Origin of the sequence: Dorea sp. BIOML-A1 (assembly GCF_009875615.1) — a bacterium.
Taxonomy (GTDB): domain Bacteria; phylum Bacillota; class Clostridia; order Lachnospirales; family Lachnospiraceae; genus Dorea_A; species Dorea_A amylophila.
Window position 1 is genome coordinate 55,816 of the sequence record NZ_WWSA01000009.1, and the last position, 16,401, is coordinate 72,216.

Annotated in this window: 13 protein-coding genes; 2 read left to right on the top strand and 11 right to left on the bottom strand. The window is 41.8% G+C overall.

Annotated elements, in window-relative coordinates; translation table 11 throughout:
* Positions 1-83: 83 nt before the first annotated feature.
* The 4 genes from GT508_RS05620 to GT508_RS05635 form a co-directional block, all read right to left on the bottom strand.
* On the bottom strand, positions 84-1,370 hold the full coding sequence (locus GT508_RS05620) for an MFS transporter (protein WP_161143739.1): 1,287 nt from the start codon (positions 1,368-1,370) through the stop codon (positions 84-86).
* A gap of 21 nt (positions 1,371-1,391) precedes the next feature.
* Complete coding sequence (locus tag GT508_RS05625; protein WP_161143740.1) at positions 1,392-2,267, bottom strand: shikimate dehydrogenase; 876 nt, start codon at positions 2,265-2,267, stop codon at positions 1,392-1,394.
* 91 nt (positions 2,268-2,358) lie between these two features.
* Positions 2,359-4,329: an FAD-dependent oxidoreductase gene (locus GT508_RS05630; RefSeq protein WP_161143741.1), complete on the bottom strand. Its 1,971-nt coding sequence runs from the start codon at positions 4,327-4,329 to the stop codon at positions 2,359-2,361.
* A gap of 43 nt (positions 4,330-4,372) precedes the next feature.
* Positions 4,373-5,209: a sugar phosphate isomerase/epimerase family protein gene (locus tag GT508_RS05635; RefSeq protein ID WP_055284782.1), complete on the bottom strand. Its 837-nt coding sequence runs from the start codon at positions 5,207-5,209 to the stop codon at positions 4,373-4,375.
* Positions 5,210-5,424: 215 nt separating this feature from the next.
* Here GT508_RS05635 and GT508_RS05640 point away from each other — a divergent pair, with 215 nt between their 5' ends.
* Positions 5,425-6,312, top strand: a complete 888-nt coding sequence (locus GT508_RS05640; RefSeq protein ID WP_055284780.1) for a LysR family transcriptional regulator — start codon at positions 5,425-5,427, stop codon at positions 6,310-6,312.
* Between the two features lie 80 nt (positions 6,313-6,392).
* Here the strand turns inward: GT508_RS05640 and GT508_RS05645 are convergent, their stop codons facing one another.
* Genes GT508_RS05645 through der form a run of 3 tightly spaced genes read right to left on the bottom strand, consistent with a single transcriptional unit; the run spans position 6,393 to position 9,421 of the window.
* Positions 6,393-7,403, bottom strand: a complete 1,011-nt coding sequence (locus GT508_RS05645; protein ID WP_243144073.1) for an NAD(P)H-dependent glycerol-3-phosphate dehydrogenase — start codon at positions 7,401-7,403, stop codon at positions 6,393-6,395.
* A 33-nt stretch (positions 7,404-7,436) separates the two neighbouring features.
* A complete protein-coding gene (gene plsY, locus GT508_RS05650; RefSeq protein WP_055284779.1) occupies positions 7,437-8,090 on the bottom strand; it encodes a glycerol-3-phosphate 1-O-acyltransferase PlsY in 654 nt (217 codons plus the stop codon).
* Positions 8,091-8,092: 2 nt separating this feature from the next.
* Entirely contained in the window at positions 8,093-9,421 is a 1,329-nt protein-coding gene (der, locus tag GT508_RS05655) for a ribosome biogenesis GTPase Der (RefSeq protein WP_028086296.1), read from the bottom strand.
* Between the two features lie 160 nt (positions 9,422-9,581).
* On the opposite strand from der, the gene GT508_RS05660 reads away from it, so the two are divergent.
* The gene (locus tag GT508_RS05660) at positions 9,582-10,757 is read left to right on the top strand and encodes a ribose-phosphate pyrophosphokinase (protein ID WP_028086295.1); all 1,176 of its coding nucleotides are present in this window, start codon (positions 9,582-9,584) and stop codon (positions 10,755-10,757) included.
* Positions 10,758-10,819: 62 nt separating this feature from the next.
* Here the strand turns inward: GT508_RS05660 and GT508_RS05665 are convergent, their stop codons facing one another.
* The 4 genes from GT508_RS05665 to ilvB all read right to left on the bottom strand — a co-directional run bounded on the left by GT508_RS05665 (position 10,820) and on the right by ilvB (position 16,376).
* A complete protein-coding gene (locus tag GT508_RS05665) occupies positions 10,820-12,268 on the bottom strand; it encodes a polysaccharide deacetylase family protein (protein WP_161143743.1) in 1,449 nt (482 codons plus the stop codon).
* Between the two features lie 137 nt (positions 12,269-12,405).
* The gene (locus tag GT508_RS05670; RefSeq protein WP_161143744.1) at positions 12,406-13,569 is read right to left on the bottom strand and encodes a phosphoglycerate dehydrogenase; all 1,164 of its coding nucleotides are present in this window, start codon (positions 13,567-13,569) and stop codon (positions 12,406-12,408) included.
* Between the two features lie 2 nt (positions 13,570-13,571).
* Positions 13,572-14,654, bottom strand: coding sequence for a 3-phosphoserine/phosphohydroxythreonine transaminase (gene serC, locus GT508_RS05675; RefSeq protein ID WP_055284772.1), 1,083 nt, complete (start codon positions 14,652-14,654; stop codon positions 13,572-13,574).
* Positions 14,655-14,690: 36 nt separating this feature from the next.
* The gene (gene ilvB / locus GT508_RS05680; RefSeq protein ID WP_161143745.1) at positions 14,691-16,376 is read right to left on the bottom strand and encodes a biosynthetic-type acetolactate synthase large subunit; all 1,686 of its coding nucleotides are present in this window, start codon (positions 16,374-16,376) and stop codon (positions 14,691-14,693) included.
* Positions 16,377-16,401: the final 25 nt, after the last annotated feature.

Below are 16,401 nucleotides of genomic sequence, written 5' to 3' on the forward strand. Positions count from 1 at the left end.
AACAATCCTATGTTAAAAGGAAGGGACTGTCTATCCGCTGCCATCCGGAACAACAGTCCCTTTTTGTCCTTCATTACATTTTTTTACAATGCACTCTTTCCGAAGATTTTCTTGTGCTGCGCTACTAAGTAGAGGGAACTTAAAATAGCAAGAATTGCAAATACCAATAACATGATCATGAGGCTGTATACTGCATTTGCCTCACCCGATGCTTTTGTAAGCTGTGCTGCCACTACCGGGATCAGGTAGCTTGCTGCACCCATAAATGTGTAATAGATACCGGTGTTTCTTCCCTTTGGTCCCGGGTTAAACAGCTGAACCACTGCAAGACCAGTCTGAAGGGCACCACCTGCCGCAAAAAATCCTAACATTGCAATTGCAACATAGATGATTGCCACCTGATGAATAAACAGCACACCTGCAAGAGCTGCTGCTGTACAGATAGAATCAATCAGGACAACTTTCAGCGGGCTCCATTTTAACTTAGCCATCATGAATGCCCAGAAAAGTACTGCACAGATAGAACCGATTGTATAGATAGATGTCATACCTGCTGCCTGCATCTCAGACAATCCACATACAGATAATCCGAACGCTTTCGTATACTGCTGAGCACCATACATGATTGCCATGCAGAGGAATGCATAAAACATTACCAGAAATACTACAAATTTGCTCGGTTTTGTAAGCATAGCTGCTTTCGCTGCATCAATTTCTGCCTGTACTGCATTTTTTGATTTTCCATCATTTCCTTCCGATGCCTTCTTCTGATCATCATATACGAATGGTGCAATAATTGCAAGTACTAAACAGATAATAGACATAACTACCGGAATCATAACATTTAATTTCCAGTTTCCACTGTTTGCATTATGTACTACCAGAAGTGGATATACCATACCTGACAGTGAAACAAAGAATTTGATTCCTACAAGCGCTGATCCAGGTGCTGCCGGATAAGCTTCCTGTACTGCAGGGTATCCTGAAGCATCCCAGAATCCTGAAGTTGCAACTCCAGATGCAAAACCGCATACAGAAGCAACCAGTGCACTCTTAGTAAATAAGAATCCAAGGAAGCAGATAATATATAATGCTGCTCCACCGATCATCAGTTTCTTACGTCCGACACGGTCAGAGATTTCTCCACCAATCCATACGCTTATGAATTTACCAAATCCAGTCCATGCAACTGCTGTACTTACTGCTGCAAGTCCTGCTGCATATGCTGCAGACTGCGGATCTGACATATTGAATCCCCACTGTTTTGCGAAATTCACATTATTCTGGCTTAATATAATTGCCTGAATTCCATGTGTCAGATAGCAAAAATATACGCAGATGATAGACCATAAATATTTCTTTGCTTTCATTCCCTCATTCTCCTTTGTCTTTTATTTTGCCTGTGCTTTCTGGAATTCCTGATACTCGGCAAGCGGCATTTCTTTTCCAACGAACAGTCCATAGTTTACTGCTCCCTGCTGCTGAAGCATTCCCACTCCGCCGATTGCCTTGCATCCTGCTTCTTCTGCTTCCAGGATCATTTTTGTTTTTTCCGGGCTGTATACAGTATCTGCAACAACCAGATCTTTACGGAATAACGATTTGTCAACCAGTGTCACATCCTGATGTGGTTTCATTCCCATAATTGTAGCATTTACAAGAATGTCACATGCTTTGATTGCTTCTTCCAGTTTAACCTTGTCATCAAGGTCATCTACGGTAACTACACACTCCGGACACTTCTCTGCTAATTTAGCTTTTGTTCCTTCTGCTCTTTCAAAGAATTTATCTTTGATATTGAAGATATTTACTTCTTTTGCTCCATCCAGTGCTAACTGAACCTGAATTGCTGTAGCAGCTCCGCCTGCTCCAAGGACAACAACCTTTTTGTCTTTTACAGGTGCTCCGTTGAGTTCCAGATTCTTAACGAATCCGACACCATCTGTAATGTGTCCTGTGATTACTCCGTCATCGTTAACGAATACATTGCAGGCTCCGATGATCTCAGCTGCAGGTGATAGTTTGTCCACCAGCTGTGCAGCGATGTTCTTGCATGGCATAGTAAAGTTACCACCACGCATATTTAATAAACGGATAGACTCGAATACTTTCGGCATTTCCTCTTCTGTTACATCAAATGCCATATACGCATAATCCAATCCATCATGCTGGAAGCTGAAGTTGTACATTGCAGGAGATCCTGAATGTCCGACCGGTGTTCCAAATAACGCCATTAAGCCTGTATGTCCGGAAATTCTTTTTTCCATGATCTTAACCCTCCTGGTTTTCTCTTATTCATAACAGCCCGTATGCTGCGGGCTGTCACATACACATTCTTATCATTTCTAAATTCAATTATTAAAGTTTTAATGCCACATCGTAAGCTTCTTTTGTAGCATCCAATGCACGACGTGCTCTTACTGCATCACCTACTACATGAACTTCCGGAACGATGTCCTTTAATTCATCGGCGAAGTCATATACAACATTCTGACCATCGCGGTGTGTATAACGGGAGCTGAATCCCATAGAAAGAACAACTGTGTCGAATCCTCTTGCCTCGTAAATTGTCTCATCAGATTTATCTGCGGCATTCTTATAGCTTACGCCGTCTGAGAAGATTTCAGATACTGCTGCACTTGTAATCTGTTCAATTCCGTATTTTTCAAATGCTTCCATAAGGAAGATACGGTGCTCGTGGATCACATCCGGTCCAATGGCATCTCTCATCTCGATAACAGATACTTCATGTCCCTGTTCAGCAAGGAAATCTGCTGTCTCGGCACCTACCATACCGCCGCCTACAACTAAGACTTTATGTCCTATCGGACGTGTTCCTTCCAGACAATCCACACCATATACAATATCAGGGTTGTGGATACCTTTGATAAACGGAAGGACTAATGTCTCAGATCCGGTTGCAAGGATAACTACATCCGGTGTATCTTCTTTTAACATCTGTGCTGTTACTTTTGTGTTCATCTTGATATTTACACCGGCTTTTTCGCATTTTACGATATAGCTTCTGATCATACCTGTGATGTCACCTTTTCCCGGCGGATAAGCTGCCAGTCTCATGTTTCCACCAAGTTTATCTGTAGCTTCAAATAATGTCACGTCATGCCCACGTCTCTTAGCTGTAAATGCGGCACACATACCTGCTACTCCGCCACCGATGACATATACTTTCTTTGCCTTTTCTGCTTTCGGAAGACCTTCTGACTCACGGCCAAGCACAGGATTTACCAGACAGCAAAGAGGTTTTCCGGCATACATGTTAGCGACACATCCCTGCAGACATGCGATACAAGGTGTCATATCTTCCAGTCTCTCTTCCTGCGCTTTTTCAGGAGTATGAGGATCTGCCAGTGACTGACGTCCAAATGCCACCAGATCAGCTTTTCCAAGTTTTACCATCTGTTCTGCGAACTGTGGCTCTGTGTAACGTCCGACTGTAATAACCGGAACAGATACACAATTTTTGATATTTGCTACAAGCTCTGCCGAGAATCCGCCATGAATTCCTGTCGGAGCCCACATATACTCATCTTTCAGATGTACCGCACGTGATACATGAAGTCCATCCACTCCGCAATCTTCAAGATAAGAAGCAATTGCACACATATCATGGTTATCCAGACCGCCAAACATATCTTCTGTACTGTTGATACGTGCAAGCACTGCAATTTTACCTTCTGTTCTCTTCTTAACTTCTTCAACGATCAGACGAGAAAATCTCATTCTGTTTTCGAAGTTTCCACCAAATTCATCTACACGTTTATTCGTTCTTGGTGACATAAAAGAATTCACAAGATAACCGTGTGCCATGTGAATTTCCACTGCATCTGCTCCGCCCTTCATTGCGCGGACCGCTGCATCTCCATATCCTTTAATAAGCTCATATACCTGCTCTGTAGGAACTGCTTCCGGAATGTCTCTTCCATCAGCCGCTGCAATAGCTGTTGCTGCCTGGATTGGTGCTCCCGCATTCTTGGCATTTCCTTCCGGTCCGGCATTCTGAAGCTGAATGGAAATCTTAGCACCTTCTGCATGACAGGCATCGGTAATCTTTTTCAGACTCTCAATGCTGTTGTCATCATACAGACAAGGTTTTCTCGGGCCGCCCTTTGCTCCTTTATGGACAACTGTTGCTTCGATCGTGATCAGGCCAAACTGACCTTTTGCACGTTCAGCATAGTATGCAACAGACTCATCGCTCCATGTTCCATCTGTATTTGCAAAATTATTTCCCATTGGCGGTACTACAAAGCGGTTCTTTACTGTCATTGGTCCGATCTGAATCGGAGAAAACATATTTTTGAACTTCATTATTTTTTTCCTCTCTCTTTTGAACAAATCTGATTTCTATAAATTAGTCTACCAGTTCTGGCCAAGCTTCTTTTAATACTTTTTCAGTATTCTCATATGTATAAGCTGCTGCTTCGTTAATTCCTCTTCCAAGGATCTCGTCAGAAATTACTTCTACACCAACAACCTTTGGATCAATTCCTGCATCTTTGATCATCTTAACGAATCCAGCTGTATCTTTTGCTCCTGTTCCAGGTGCAAGACGGTCATGCATGGACTCATCTCTTAAGATTGAATCTGCATATGGCCTCTCATAGGCATCATTGATCTGGATGGAAATAACTTTTTCAGCGATCTCCGGTGTAAGAATATCATACGGCTGATTAGCTCTTACCCAGTGCCATGTATCAAGGATAAGCATTGCATTCTCACATCCGGATGCTTTTACAACTTCCCAGCCTTTCTGAAGGTTTGGAATACCGCTGTATGGCATTGGCTCAACACCAATAATGTATTTTCCGGCTCTCTGACACAGTTCTTTTAATTTCTGCGCTGTATATTCTACGGAATAATTTTCCATCAGTCCACAGTTGATATGACCAACTCCGAAAAGTTCACACATATGGAAGCACATCTGCTCTTTGTATTTCTGCTCGTATGAACGATGCTCTTCGCACCACTGAACGATATACTCAACTTCTGTTACTTTCATGTCATGTTTATCAAGAATTGCAAGAATGTCTTTGTCATGAAGTCCCTCATTCAAAGCATCAACATAAGTTTCTGCACGAAGACCGATTCCTTCATACCCTGCTTCTTTTGCAGCGATCACACGGTCTTCAAATTTGCACTGATCTCCAAGTGTCCATGAACTTACTGTAATTGGATTCTTTTTTGACATAATTCTACCTCCATTGTTAAAATTGAACAGATTCCCTTTTTACTTAATGTTCAATCTAGTAATATTTGCTATGGTTTGATTATATATCCTTGTTAAATAAAAAACAAATTGGTTATTCTATTATAATTTATAGATTTTATTCATAGTTTTTCCACTCCGTTCATGATAAGATATAAACATATATAAATATAACAAAAGAAAGGGGGACCGGCTTTATGAATCTGTATCATCTAAGATATTTTGCCACGTTGGCACATCTGGAGCATTACACAAAAGCCGCTGAAATTCTTTCCATTACTCAGCCAAGCCTGAGTCATGCGATCGCATCTCTTGAAAAAGAACTGGGGGTAAAACTTTTTGAGAAAGAGGGCCGGAATGTAGTCCTTACAAAATGCGGGCAGGCCTTTCTCATTGATGTGGAACAGGCTCTGGATATGATTGATTCCAGTGTTAACAAGCTTCAGATGACAGGTCGTGGTGAAGGTCGTATCGACATCGTGGAACTGCGCACTCTAAGCAGTACTGTGGTTCCCGGTTTCGTAAAAGGATTCCTGGATTCTACGCCGGACAAAAAGATTGATTTCTATTTTCATAGTTCTACAGGTCTTACTTCTGATATGATCCAGGGGTTAAAAGACCGGAAATATGATATTGCATTTTGCTCTATGATGGACAATGAACCTCTGATCGAATTCATACCTGTCGCAAAACAGGAACTGGTATTGATCGTGCCAAAAGGACATCCGCTTGAAGAACGCAGCTCTATTGATCTGAAAGATACACTTTCTTATCCGCATATTGCTTTTTCCAAACGAAGCGGCTTAAGACATGTTATTGACAAATTGTTTCATAAATGTGGAGGTTACCCGCAGATTGCTTACTCCATGGAAGAAGATCAGGGCGTTGCAGGTCTTGTCGGTGCAGGTTTTGGTATTGCAGTTGTTCCAAAAATGCCCATTCTTTCTTATATGCCGGTATCTATTATCGAAATAGAAAAACCTTCGTGGGAAAGACTCTTTTATATGGCTACTTTAAAAAATGTCTATCAGGCACCTGTCATCATGGATTTCAAAAAGTATGTAATAGAACATGCGGATCTTTAAAAAATAACAGAGAGGAAAGATTATTAAAAATCTTTCCTCTCTGTTATTTTTATATCATATTGCAAAACTGACTCTTTTTATTATTCCCATGGAAGAGCCATATGTTCCGCTTTTCCAACACGCAGCATCAGTTCATTTACCGCTTCTTTCGGACTTTTGTCCTCAAACAGCACCTTATTTACTTCTTCAATAATCGGAAGTGATACCTGATATTTCTTTCCAAGCTTCGCTGCTGCCTTTGCAGAATATACACCTTCCACTACCATCTTAACTTCATCCATAGCTTCCTGCATCGTTCTGCCCTGTCCCATCAGATATCCGGCCTTGCGGTTACGGCTGTGTACACTTGCACAGGTTACAATAAGATCTCCGATACCGGCCAAACCACCAAAAGTCTCAGCCGCTCCTCCCATCTTCACACCAAGTCTTGATATCTCGGCAATTCCACGGGTGATCAATGCAGCCTTGGTATTATCTCCATATCCCATTCCGTCTGCAACCCCGGCTGCAAGTGCAATAACATTCTTAAGCGATCCGCCAAGTTCAATTCCCAGGATATCCGGACTGATATATACGCGGAATACTTCATTCATAAAAAGCTGCTGTAAATACTTTGCAGTTGTCTCTGTATGTGCTCCGATACAGACCGTTGTAGGAAGACCTCTTCCTACTTCTTCGGCATGACTTGGTCCTGAAAGAACCGCCACATCTGCCTGCGGTATCTCCTCTTCGATCTGCTGAGACAGTGTCATCAGGGTGTCTTCTTCTATTCCTTTTGCTACATCCACTAAAATCTGTCCGCCTTTTACATATGCGTTCATCTTTTTCGCAGTATTTCTCACATGAATAGACGGTACTGCAAGTACAACTACGTCCTTTCCTTCTACCGCCTCTTTCAGATCCGCAGTAAAAAAAATCTCATTCGGAATCTTTACTCCCGGAAGCTTACTTACATGTTCTCTTTTCTCACTCAGCGTGCGCACTTCTTCTTCCTTATATGACCATACCGTCACACCATGTCCATTTTTACATAATAGTAATGCCAGTGCTGTTCCCCAGCTTCCGGCTCCGATCACACTTACGTTTGCCATAGCCTGTCCTTTCTTTTTATCTGTCATCCCTGACTATTTTTTATCCTTTCCGCCAACACTGATCTTATTCTCTGTGCCGCTTAAAAGTCTCTTAATATTCGCTCTGTGTCTCCAGAATGCCAGTATCATTAGAAACGCTGCTACACCATACATCTCATGCAGATAGGATACATTCTCCACACCAAATCCACCGTGCTGACCATATACGATCACACTGATCAGATAGATTGTAACAACCGTCATGGAACCAAGGGATACATATCTGGTTGCCGCAACAATTGCAATAAATGCTGCAAGACAGATCAGTACGATCCATATATTCGTAGTACTGATGATCAGACCTGCTGTCGCTGCTATACCTTTTCCGCCTTTGAATTTCAGATAGAATGGATAATTATGTCCGAGGACTGCTCCCATTCCGGCATACATGGAAAGTAAAGGCATCATATCTGTATGTGTCTTTCCATAGATCAGATGTACGACAACCACTGCCGCTACGCATTTAAAGCAGTCTCCAAGCAGTGTGACCGCTCCTGCTTTCCAGCCCATAGTACGAAGTGCATTCGTTGTTCCTGCATTCCCGCTCCCCTTTTTTCTAAGGTCAACGCCATTCTTTTTTCCATATATGTATCCGGTCTGTATCAGACCAAACACATATCCGACAAGTACACATATCAACCGTTCCATGATTACTGATCCTTTTCCTTTCTTTCCCTGATAAAGAATTTCAAAGCTGTACCACGGAATCCAAATGCCTCCCGGATCTTATTCTCCAGATATCTGGTATAAGAAAAATGCATCAGTTCTTTATTATTTACAAAAATCACAAATGATGGCGGTTTTACCGCTACCTGTGTAATGTAATACAGTTTGAGTCTCTTTCCTTTGTCTGAAGGTGGCTGCTGCATTGCAACAGCTTCTGTCATGATCTCATTCAGAACACCTGTTGCGACACGCAGTGTCTGGTTCTCAATGACCATATCGATCATATCATATAGCTTGTTCAGGCGCTGTCCCGTCTCTGCCGATACATACATGATCTCTGCATACGGCATAAAAGAAAGCACACGGCGTACATTATTCTCGTACTCTTTCATAGTCTTGTCATTCTTTTCAATGGCATCCCATTTATTTACAACAATAATGATACCTTTCCCTCTTTCATGTGCGATACCGGCAATCTTCGCATCCTGTTCCGTTACACCTTCCGTCGCATCGATTACTACCAGAACGACATCTGCCCGTTCCACTGCAGTTACCGTACGGATGATACTGTAGCGCTCCAGTTCTTCTTTTATCTTGCTCTTTCGTCTCAGCCCTGCAGTATCAATAAACACATAATCTTTTCCATTATATTTCACATTGGTATCAATAGCATCTCTAGTTGTTCCTGCTATATCTGATACGATCACACGCTGCTTTCCGGTCAGTTTGTTGATGATTGAAGATTTTCCTACATTTGGTTTTCCTACAATCGCCACTCTCGGACGCTCGTCCTCTTTCTCTTCAGCTTCATGTTCCGGGAAATGTGCGATCACAGCATCTAACATGTCACCGATACCAAGTCTGGAAGCTGCAGATACCGGCACAGGATCACCAATCCCCAGATTATAGAATTCGTATACATCCGGCATAAACTTCTCAAAACTGTCTACTTTATTCACCGCCAGAACGACTGGTTTGCCTGATCTGCGGAGCATATCCGCAACTTTTGAATCGGCATCTACAAGTCCCTGTCTGACATCCGTAATGAAAATGATCACATCTGCAGTATCAATAGCAATCTGTGCCTGTTCTCTCATCTGTGCAAGAATGATATCTTTGCTCTCCGGCTCAATACCACCGGTATCGATCATAGTAAATTCTTTGTCCAGCCATGTGACATCTGCATAGATACGGTCTCTTGTTACTCCGGGCGTATCTTTGACGATTGAAATCATCTCTCCCGCCAGTACATTAAAAAGGGTTGACTTCCCTACATTCGGTCTTCCCACAATAGCAACTACTGGTTTACTCATCTTAACTCTCCTCTATATTTCATTCTATATTTGTCTCTTAACGATACTATTATACATTACCTTTGTCAAATAGTCCAATCAGTAGTTGACCTTTTTATAGAAAAAGTGATATAAATAATTAGGAGTAACTTAATATATAAAATACACAGGAGTTTTTATTATGCCAAATATCAAATTAATGGAAAGCGGACTTCCTGTTGCGCCATTAAAAATCGGTGCTTTGGAATCATGCCGCGAACTTGGTGAAAAAGTAAATGATTACATTGTACAATTCAGGAAAAGCACAATGGACAAGAACACAGATTCACCATTATATTATAATTACCTGCGTGACAATTATCTGATTGATTGTCCGTGTCCACGTTTTGGAAGTGGCGAAGCAAAAGGACTTCTTACAGAATCTATCCGCGGAACAGATCTGTTCCTTATGGTAGATGTCTGTAACCACAGCCTTACTTATTCTGTAAACGGCCATCTGAATCATATGTCACCGGATGATCATTTTCAGGACTTAAAGAGAATCATTGCTGCCGCCAATGGAAAAGCGCACCGTGTCAATGTGTTAATGCCTTTCCTCTATGAAAGCCGTCAGCACAAACGTACCAAACGTGAATCTTTAGACAGTGCCCTTGCACTTCAGGAACTGATCGATATGGGTGTGTCTAATATATTTACATTTGATGCCCACGATCCACGTGTACAGAATTCTATTCCTCTCCACGGATTTGACAGCTTTAACCCACCGTATCAATTTATGAAAGCATTATTAAAAGCGGAGCCGGATCTTAAAGTTGACAAGGAACATCTGATGATCATCAGCCCGGATGAGGGAGCTATGCAGCGTGCTGTATACTTTTCTAACGTTATGGGTGTTAATATGGGTATGTTCTACAAACGCCGTGACTATTCAACTATTGTAAACGGAAAGAATCCGATTGTTGCACATGAATTCTTAGGTGAACATCTGGATGGAAAAGATGCGATCATCATTGACGACATGATTTCTTCCGGTGAAAGTATGCTGGATGTTGCAAAACAGATTAAAGCCCGCGGAGCAAATCGGGTATTTGTCTGCACCACATTCGGACTCTTTACCGATGGTTTTGAAAAATTTGATGATTATTATGAAAAAGGTTACATCGACCGCGTGATCACTACTAATCTCACTTATCTTCCTGCCGAAGCAAAGGAAAAACCTTATTTCCTGATCGCAGATATGAGTAAGTTTATCGCACTGATCATCGATTCTATGAACCATGATATCAGCATCGGAAAGGTTATGGATCCTACAGAAAAGATTCACCGTCTGTTAGCAAAACATAATACTTCGTTATAAACGAACCTAAAAACAGGATCAACTTTTACCGGTTGATCCTGTTTTATAATAGATATATCTAATTATTTTTTACTTGTACTTATAAAATCACTGTAAGCAGTTCCGTTTTCCAACGTCTTGTTTTTTGCCGCTGCCATTTCCGAAACGGTTACGAGCTGATAGCCCTCTTCTTCCAGTTTTGGAATCAGCTGAAGCGCCGCATCTACTGTCTGTGTGTGAATATCATGCATCAGTATGATATCTCCGTCTTTCAAATTACGCATAACCTCGTCAATTGTGCTCTGTGTATTTCTCGTCTTCCAGTCCAGTGTATCCACATTCCAGAGGATCATCGGCATACCTACGCTTGATTTCACTGTATCATTAATTGCACCATACGGAGGCCTTAATACAGTAGCCGGACTTCCACAGATATTCTTGATATTTTCATTCGTATCATTGACCTCTTTGGCTATTGCTTCTGCATCAATCTTTGTCAGTTGCTGGTGATCATAGGAATGGTTTCCAAGTTCATTTTCATCTTTCAACATCTGCTTTATGGCATCCGGATAGGATTTTACATTTTTTCCGAGCATAAAAAATGTAGCATGTGCATTATATTTTTTCAACTGATCCAGAATCTCTGATGTTCTTGGTCCGGGTCCATCATCAAATGTAAGTGCCACCATCGGTTTTCCCGGATCTATCTCTGTTTTTTCTTTCGAGAGCAATTCTCCCGACTCGCTGAATTTACATTTCTCAAGTCCGAGCTTCAACTCTCCTGTTGCCGCAATTCCTTTTGAATCAAAATAATACTCTTTTCCGTCAATGGTCTGCCAGCCGCTCAGTGCCTTTCCGTCATCACTCAGATATGCTCTTCCGTCATCCGTTGTAATCCATCCGGACTTCTGCATGATTCCTTTTTCATCAAAACAATATAACGCATTCTCAATGGTCTGCCAGCCGGTCACTTTATTTCCATCTGCATCAAAATAATATGTATTTCCCTTCGACACCACGAAATCTGATGTTACATAAGTTCCATCGTATTTTTTAAATTTATTACCATTCCATACACCGATTGGATTCTTCACGGTACAGGTTCCGTTCCGGATTGTTACCTGCGCCTTTTTCTTCCATGCTCCATTCAGTTCTTTTTTAATCTTCTCTGACAGTTTTGCTGTAATTACATAAGTTCCTTCTATATTCGAATCAGCTTTACTGGAAATGGTAATATCTTTTCCTTTTTGCAGATCTTTTGCAAAGTCCTCAGCAGTATATGTCTTTGTAAGCTTGTTCTTATCTTTGTCCTGTATCTTTACATCTGCCGTATACGACGGAAGTGCTGTTCCCTGCGTAACCTCAATATCAGCAACCTGTATCGTAATCTGTGCCGGTTTTCTTAGCATTTCACGTATGACCGGTATTGCCACTGCGATCAGGCATATGACAAAAAGAGTAAGACCCACACGAATGTTTCTTACTCTTCTCCTATATTTCTTACGTCTTGATCGAATCCCTGTATTGTCCATTCCCTGTATCCCCCGGATTTCATAAGTTCTGTTTATCAGATATGAAGATATCTTTACTGCATCTCTTTCATTAATAGGATACTCTAATTCGACATATTTCGCAATTAAGGGATTCTTACAAATTTATTAAGTTTTATTTAACATATAACACGTACACGTAACACTTCACCGATCTGTTTCAGTTCTTCCACAACACCTTCCGGCACATCGGAATCTACATCGATCATTGTATACGCATATTTCCCCTTGCTCTTATTCGTAAGGTCTGCAATATTCATATTATCTTTTGCAAGGACAGCGGAAATCTGACCGATCATATTCGGTACATTGTGATGTAATACAAGAATACGTGTCTTATCTCCTCTCAGCCCCATATCACAATCCGGATAGTTCACCGAATGTCTGATATTACCGTTTTCCAGATAATCCATCACTTCTTTCACTGCCATCTTTGCACAGTTATCTTCAGATTCTTCCGTAGATGCTCCGAGATGAGGAATTACAATCGCTCCCTTTACACCTGCAATCTCAGGTGTCGGGAAATCTGTAACATAATGCTTTACTTTACCGGCAACAAGTGCATCTACCATTGCTTCAGAATCCACCAGCACATCTCTTGCAAAGTTCAGAACGATCACACCTTCCTTCATAAGGCTCAGGGCATCTTTTCCGATCATTCCCTTTGTGCTGTCAAGTGCCGGCACGTGAACGGTAATGTAATCACAGTTTTCATAGATTTCATCTACATTTGTTGTATGATGAATACTTCTGGAAAGTCTCCATGCAGAATCCACCGATACATATGGATCGTATCCGTATACATCCATGCCAAGATGTGTTGCAGCATTTGCCACAAGCACACCGATTGCTCCAAGACCGATAACTCCAAGTTTCTTTCCTTGCAATTCCTGTCCCGCAAATGCTTTTTTCGCCTTTTCGGCATCTTTGGCTATGTTTCCATCCTCTTCATTCTCCTGCACCCAGTTGATGCCTCCAATGATATCTCTGGATGCCAGCAGCATACCGGCGATCACCAGTTCTTTTACTCCATTTGCATTAGCTCCCGGTGTATTAAATACAACAATTCCCTGTTCCGCACATTTCTCAAGCGGGATATTATTCACACCTGCACCGGCTCTTGCGATTGCTTTCAGATCTGCTGCAAATTCCATTTCGTGCATTGCCGCACTTCTTACCAGGATCGCATCAGCTGTCTCCGGTGTGCTTACAGGTGCATAGTCTTTTGTAAATTCATCCAGTCCTACCTGTGAAATTGGATTCAGATTATGATACTTATACATGATTACAGATTCTCCTTTTCAAATGCTTTCATAAATTCCACGAGTTTTTCCACTCCTTCAACCGGCATCGCATTGTAGATACTTGCACGCATACCTCCGACACTTCTGTGTCCTTTCAAATTTTCAAATCCGGCTTCTTTCGCTTCTTTTACAAATTTTGCATCCAGCTCTTTATTACCTGTTATAAATGGAACATTCATAAGTGAACGGTCTTTTGGAACAACTGTACCTTTGAATAATTTACTTTCATCCAGGTAATCATAGAGAATCTTTGCCTTCTTTTCATTACGCTCTTTGATTGCTTCCAGACCACCCTGCTTTTTCAGCCATTTGAATACTTTCCCGCAGATATAGATTCCATATGCCGGCGGTGTATTGTATAAAGACCCGGCATCTGCATGTGTCTTATATTTCAGCATGGTCGGTGTACCATCTAATACATCATCTGTAATCAGATCTTCACGTATAATTGCGATCACCACACCCGCAGGTCCTACATTTTTCTGAACTCCTCCGTAGATCACGCCATATTTTGACACATCTACCGGTTCAGACAGAAAGCAGGATGACACATCTGCCACCAGTGTCTTCCCTTTTGTATCCGGAAGTTCTTTGAACTTTGTACCATAAATCGTATTATTCTCGCAGATGTATACATAATCTGCATCTTCAGAGATTTCAAGATCAGAGCAGTCCGGAATATAAGAAAATGTCTTATCTTCGGAAGATGCGACTACATGAACCTCTCCGTATTTTTCTGCTTCTTTGGCTGCCTTTTTCGCCCATTGTCCGGTTACGATATAGTCAGCCACTTTATTTTTCATCAGATTCATAGGAATCATGGCAAATTGCTGAGATGCGCCGCCCTGCAGGAATAATACCTTATAATTATCCGGAATCTGCATCAGATCACGGATATCAGCTTCTGCTGTCTCAATAATCTCCTGGAACACCGATGAACGGTGACTCATTTCCATAACCGACATTCCACAGCCTTTATAATCTAACATCTCTGCTGCTGCTTCTTTTAATACTTCTTCCGGCAATACGGCCGGACCTGCTGAAAAATTGTACACTCTGCTCATTGTTGTTCCTCCACTTTTCTTTACTTTTTGCTTCTTTTATTCTGCATTTTTTGTTTTCAGGTCTTTCTCATCAAAAGCTTCACTGATTGGAGCACCAGGGGCAACCATCGGCCATACTTTGTCATCACTGTCAATCTGACAATCAATCACTACCGGGTGACCGCTCTTTAATGCCTTTGCAAATGCTTCTTTGAATTCTTCCCTGGTCGATGCACGTACTCCTTCTGCTCCCATAGCTTCTGCAAGTTTTACAAAATCTACAGCATCATTGAGTACAGTAGCCGAGTAGCGCTGTTCGTAAAACAGATTCTGCCACTGACGCACCATACCAAGTACATGGTTATTGATCACTACCTGAATTACCGGGATATTATGGCGTGTTGCGGTAGCAATCTCATTCATATTCATACGGAAACATCCGTCTCCTGCAATATTGACTACCGTCTTTTCCGGTCTTCCGACCTTCGCTCCAAGTGAAGCACCAAGACCATATCCCATCGTTCCAAGCCCTCCTGATGTAAGAAATGTTCTTGGTTCTGTATATTTATAATATTGCGCCGCCCACATCTGATGCTGTCCGACTTCCGTAGAAATGATTGCTTCGCCATTTGTCTGACGGTAAATTTCTTCCACTATGAACGGACCACTGAGTACATCCGGATGATATGTCATTGGATACTTTTCTTTATAAGAAATGATCTTCTCTATCCATTCCTTATGATTCTGCTGTTCCAGGCGTTCATTCATCTTCTGAAGAACGACTTTCAGATCACCGACTACCCCTTCTGTAATCAGGATATTTTTATTCATCTCCGCTGCATCTACGTCAAACTGCAGGATTTTTGCATCCTTGGCAAATTTCTTAGCATTTCCTGTCACACGGTCACTGAATCTTGCTCCTGTTACAATCAGAAGATCACATTCACTGACTCCGTAATTGGATGTTTTGGTGCCATGCATTCCAAGCATTCCGGTATACAGCGGATCCGTTCCCGGGAATGCACCTTTTCCCATCAGGGAATCGGTAACCGGTGCGTCTACCTTCTTTACAAATTCATATAATTCCTTGCTGGCTCCTGATAATATTGCCCCGCCGCCAACAAATATATATGGTCTTTCCGACTCCCTGATCATGCGAACTGCACTTTCCAGATCTTCTTCGCAGATATCTTCGGACGGTTTTACAATCTCTGGTTTCCGTGATATAAATTCTGCTTTATTAGCTGTTACATCCTTTGGAATATCGATCAGAACCGGACCTGGCCTTCCTTCTTTAGCGATCACAAATGCCTTGCGGATTGTATCCGCCAGGTTATTGACATCCTTTACAATATAATTATGCTTTGTGATCGGCATCGTAACACCTGCTATATCAATCTCCTGGAAACTGTCTTTTCCCAGAAGTGCTACTCCCACATTGCAAGTAATTGCAACCACCGGAATGGAATCCATGTATGCGGTTGCAATCCCAGTTACAAGGTTCGTTGCACCTGGTCCGCTGGTTGCAAGACATACACCGACTTTTCCTGTTGCTCTTGCATATCCGTCCGCCGCATGAGCAGCACCCTGTTCGTGCGATGTGAGGATATGTGTAATCTCATCTTTATGCTTATACAATTCATCGTATACGTTCAAAATCGCTCCGCCCGGATAACCGAATACGGTATCTACTCCCTGCTCTTTCAAACATTCGATTACAATTTGTGATCCTGTTAACTGCATACCATTCATTCCCCTGTCATAATTT

Coding starts and splice junctions, on each gene's coding strand:
- GT508_RS05620 (WP_161143739.1), bottom strand. CDS start 1,370: ATGAAAGCAAAGAAATATTTATGGTCTATCATCTGCGTATATTTTTGC.
- GT508_RS05625 (WP_161143740.1), bottom strand. CDS start 2,267: ATGGAAAAAAGAATTTCCGGACATACAGGCTTAATGGCGTTATTTGGA.
- GT508_RS05630 (WP_161143741.1), bottom strand. CDS start 4,329: ATGAAGTTCAAAAATATGTTTTCTCCGATTCAGATCGGACCAATGACA.
- GT508_RS05635 (WP_055284782.1), bottom strand. CDS start 5,209: ATGTCAAAAAAGAATCCAATTACAGTAAGTTCATGGACACTTGGAGAT.
- GT508_RS05640 (WP_055284780.1), top strand. CDS start 5,425: ATGAATCTGTATCATCTAAGATATTTTGCCACGTTGGCACATCTGGAG.
- GT508_RS05645 (WP_243144073.1), bottom strand. CDS start 7,403: ATGGCAAACGTAAGTGTGATCGGAGCCGGAAGCTGGGGAACAGCACTG.
- plsY (WP_055284779.1), bottom strand. CDS start 8,090: ATGGAACGGTTGATATGTGTACTTGTCGGATATGTGTTTGGTCTGATA.
- der (WP_028086296.1), bottom strand. CDS start 9,421: ATGAGTAAACCAGTAGTTGCTATTGTGGGAAGACCGAATGTAGGGAAG.
- GT508_RS05660 (WP_028086295.1), top strand. CDS start 9,582: ATGCCAAATATCAAATTAATGGAAAGCGGACTTCCTGTTGCGCCATTA.
- GT508_RS05665 (WP_161143743.1), bottom strand. CDS start 12,268: ATGGACAATACAGGGATTCGATCAAGACGTAAGAAATATAGGAGAAGA.
- GT508_RS05670 (WP_161143744.1), bottom strand. CDS start 13,569: ATGTATAAGTATCATAATCTGAATCCAATTTCACAGGTAGGACTGGAT.
- serC (WP_055284772.1), bottom strand. CDS start 14,654: ATGAGCAGAGTGTACAATTTTTCAGCAGGTCCGGCCGTATTGCCGGAA.
- ilvB (WP_161143745.1), bottom strand. CDS start 16,376: ATGCAGTTAACAGGATCACAAATTGTAATCGAATGTTTGAAAGAGCAG.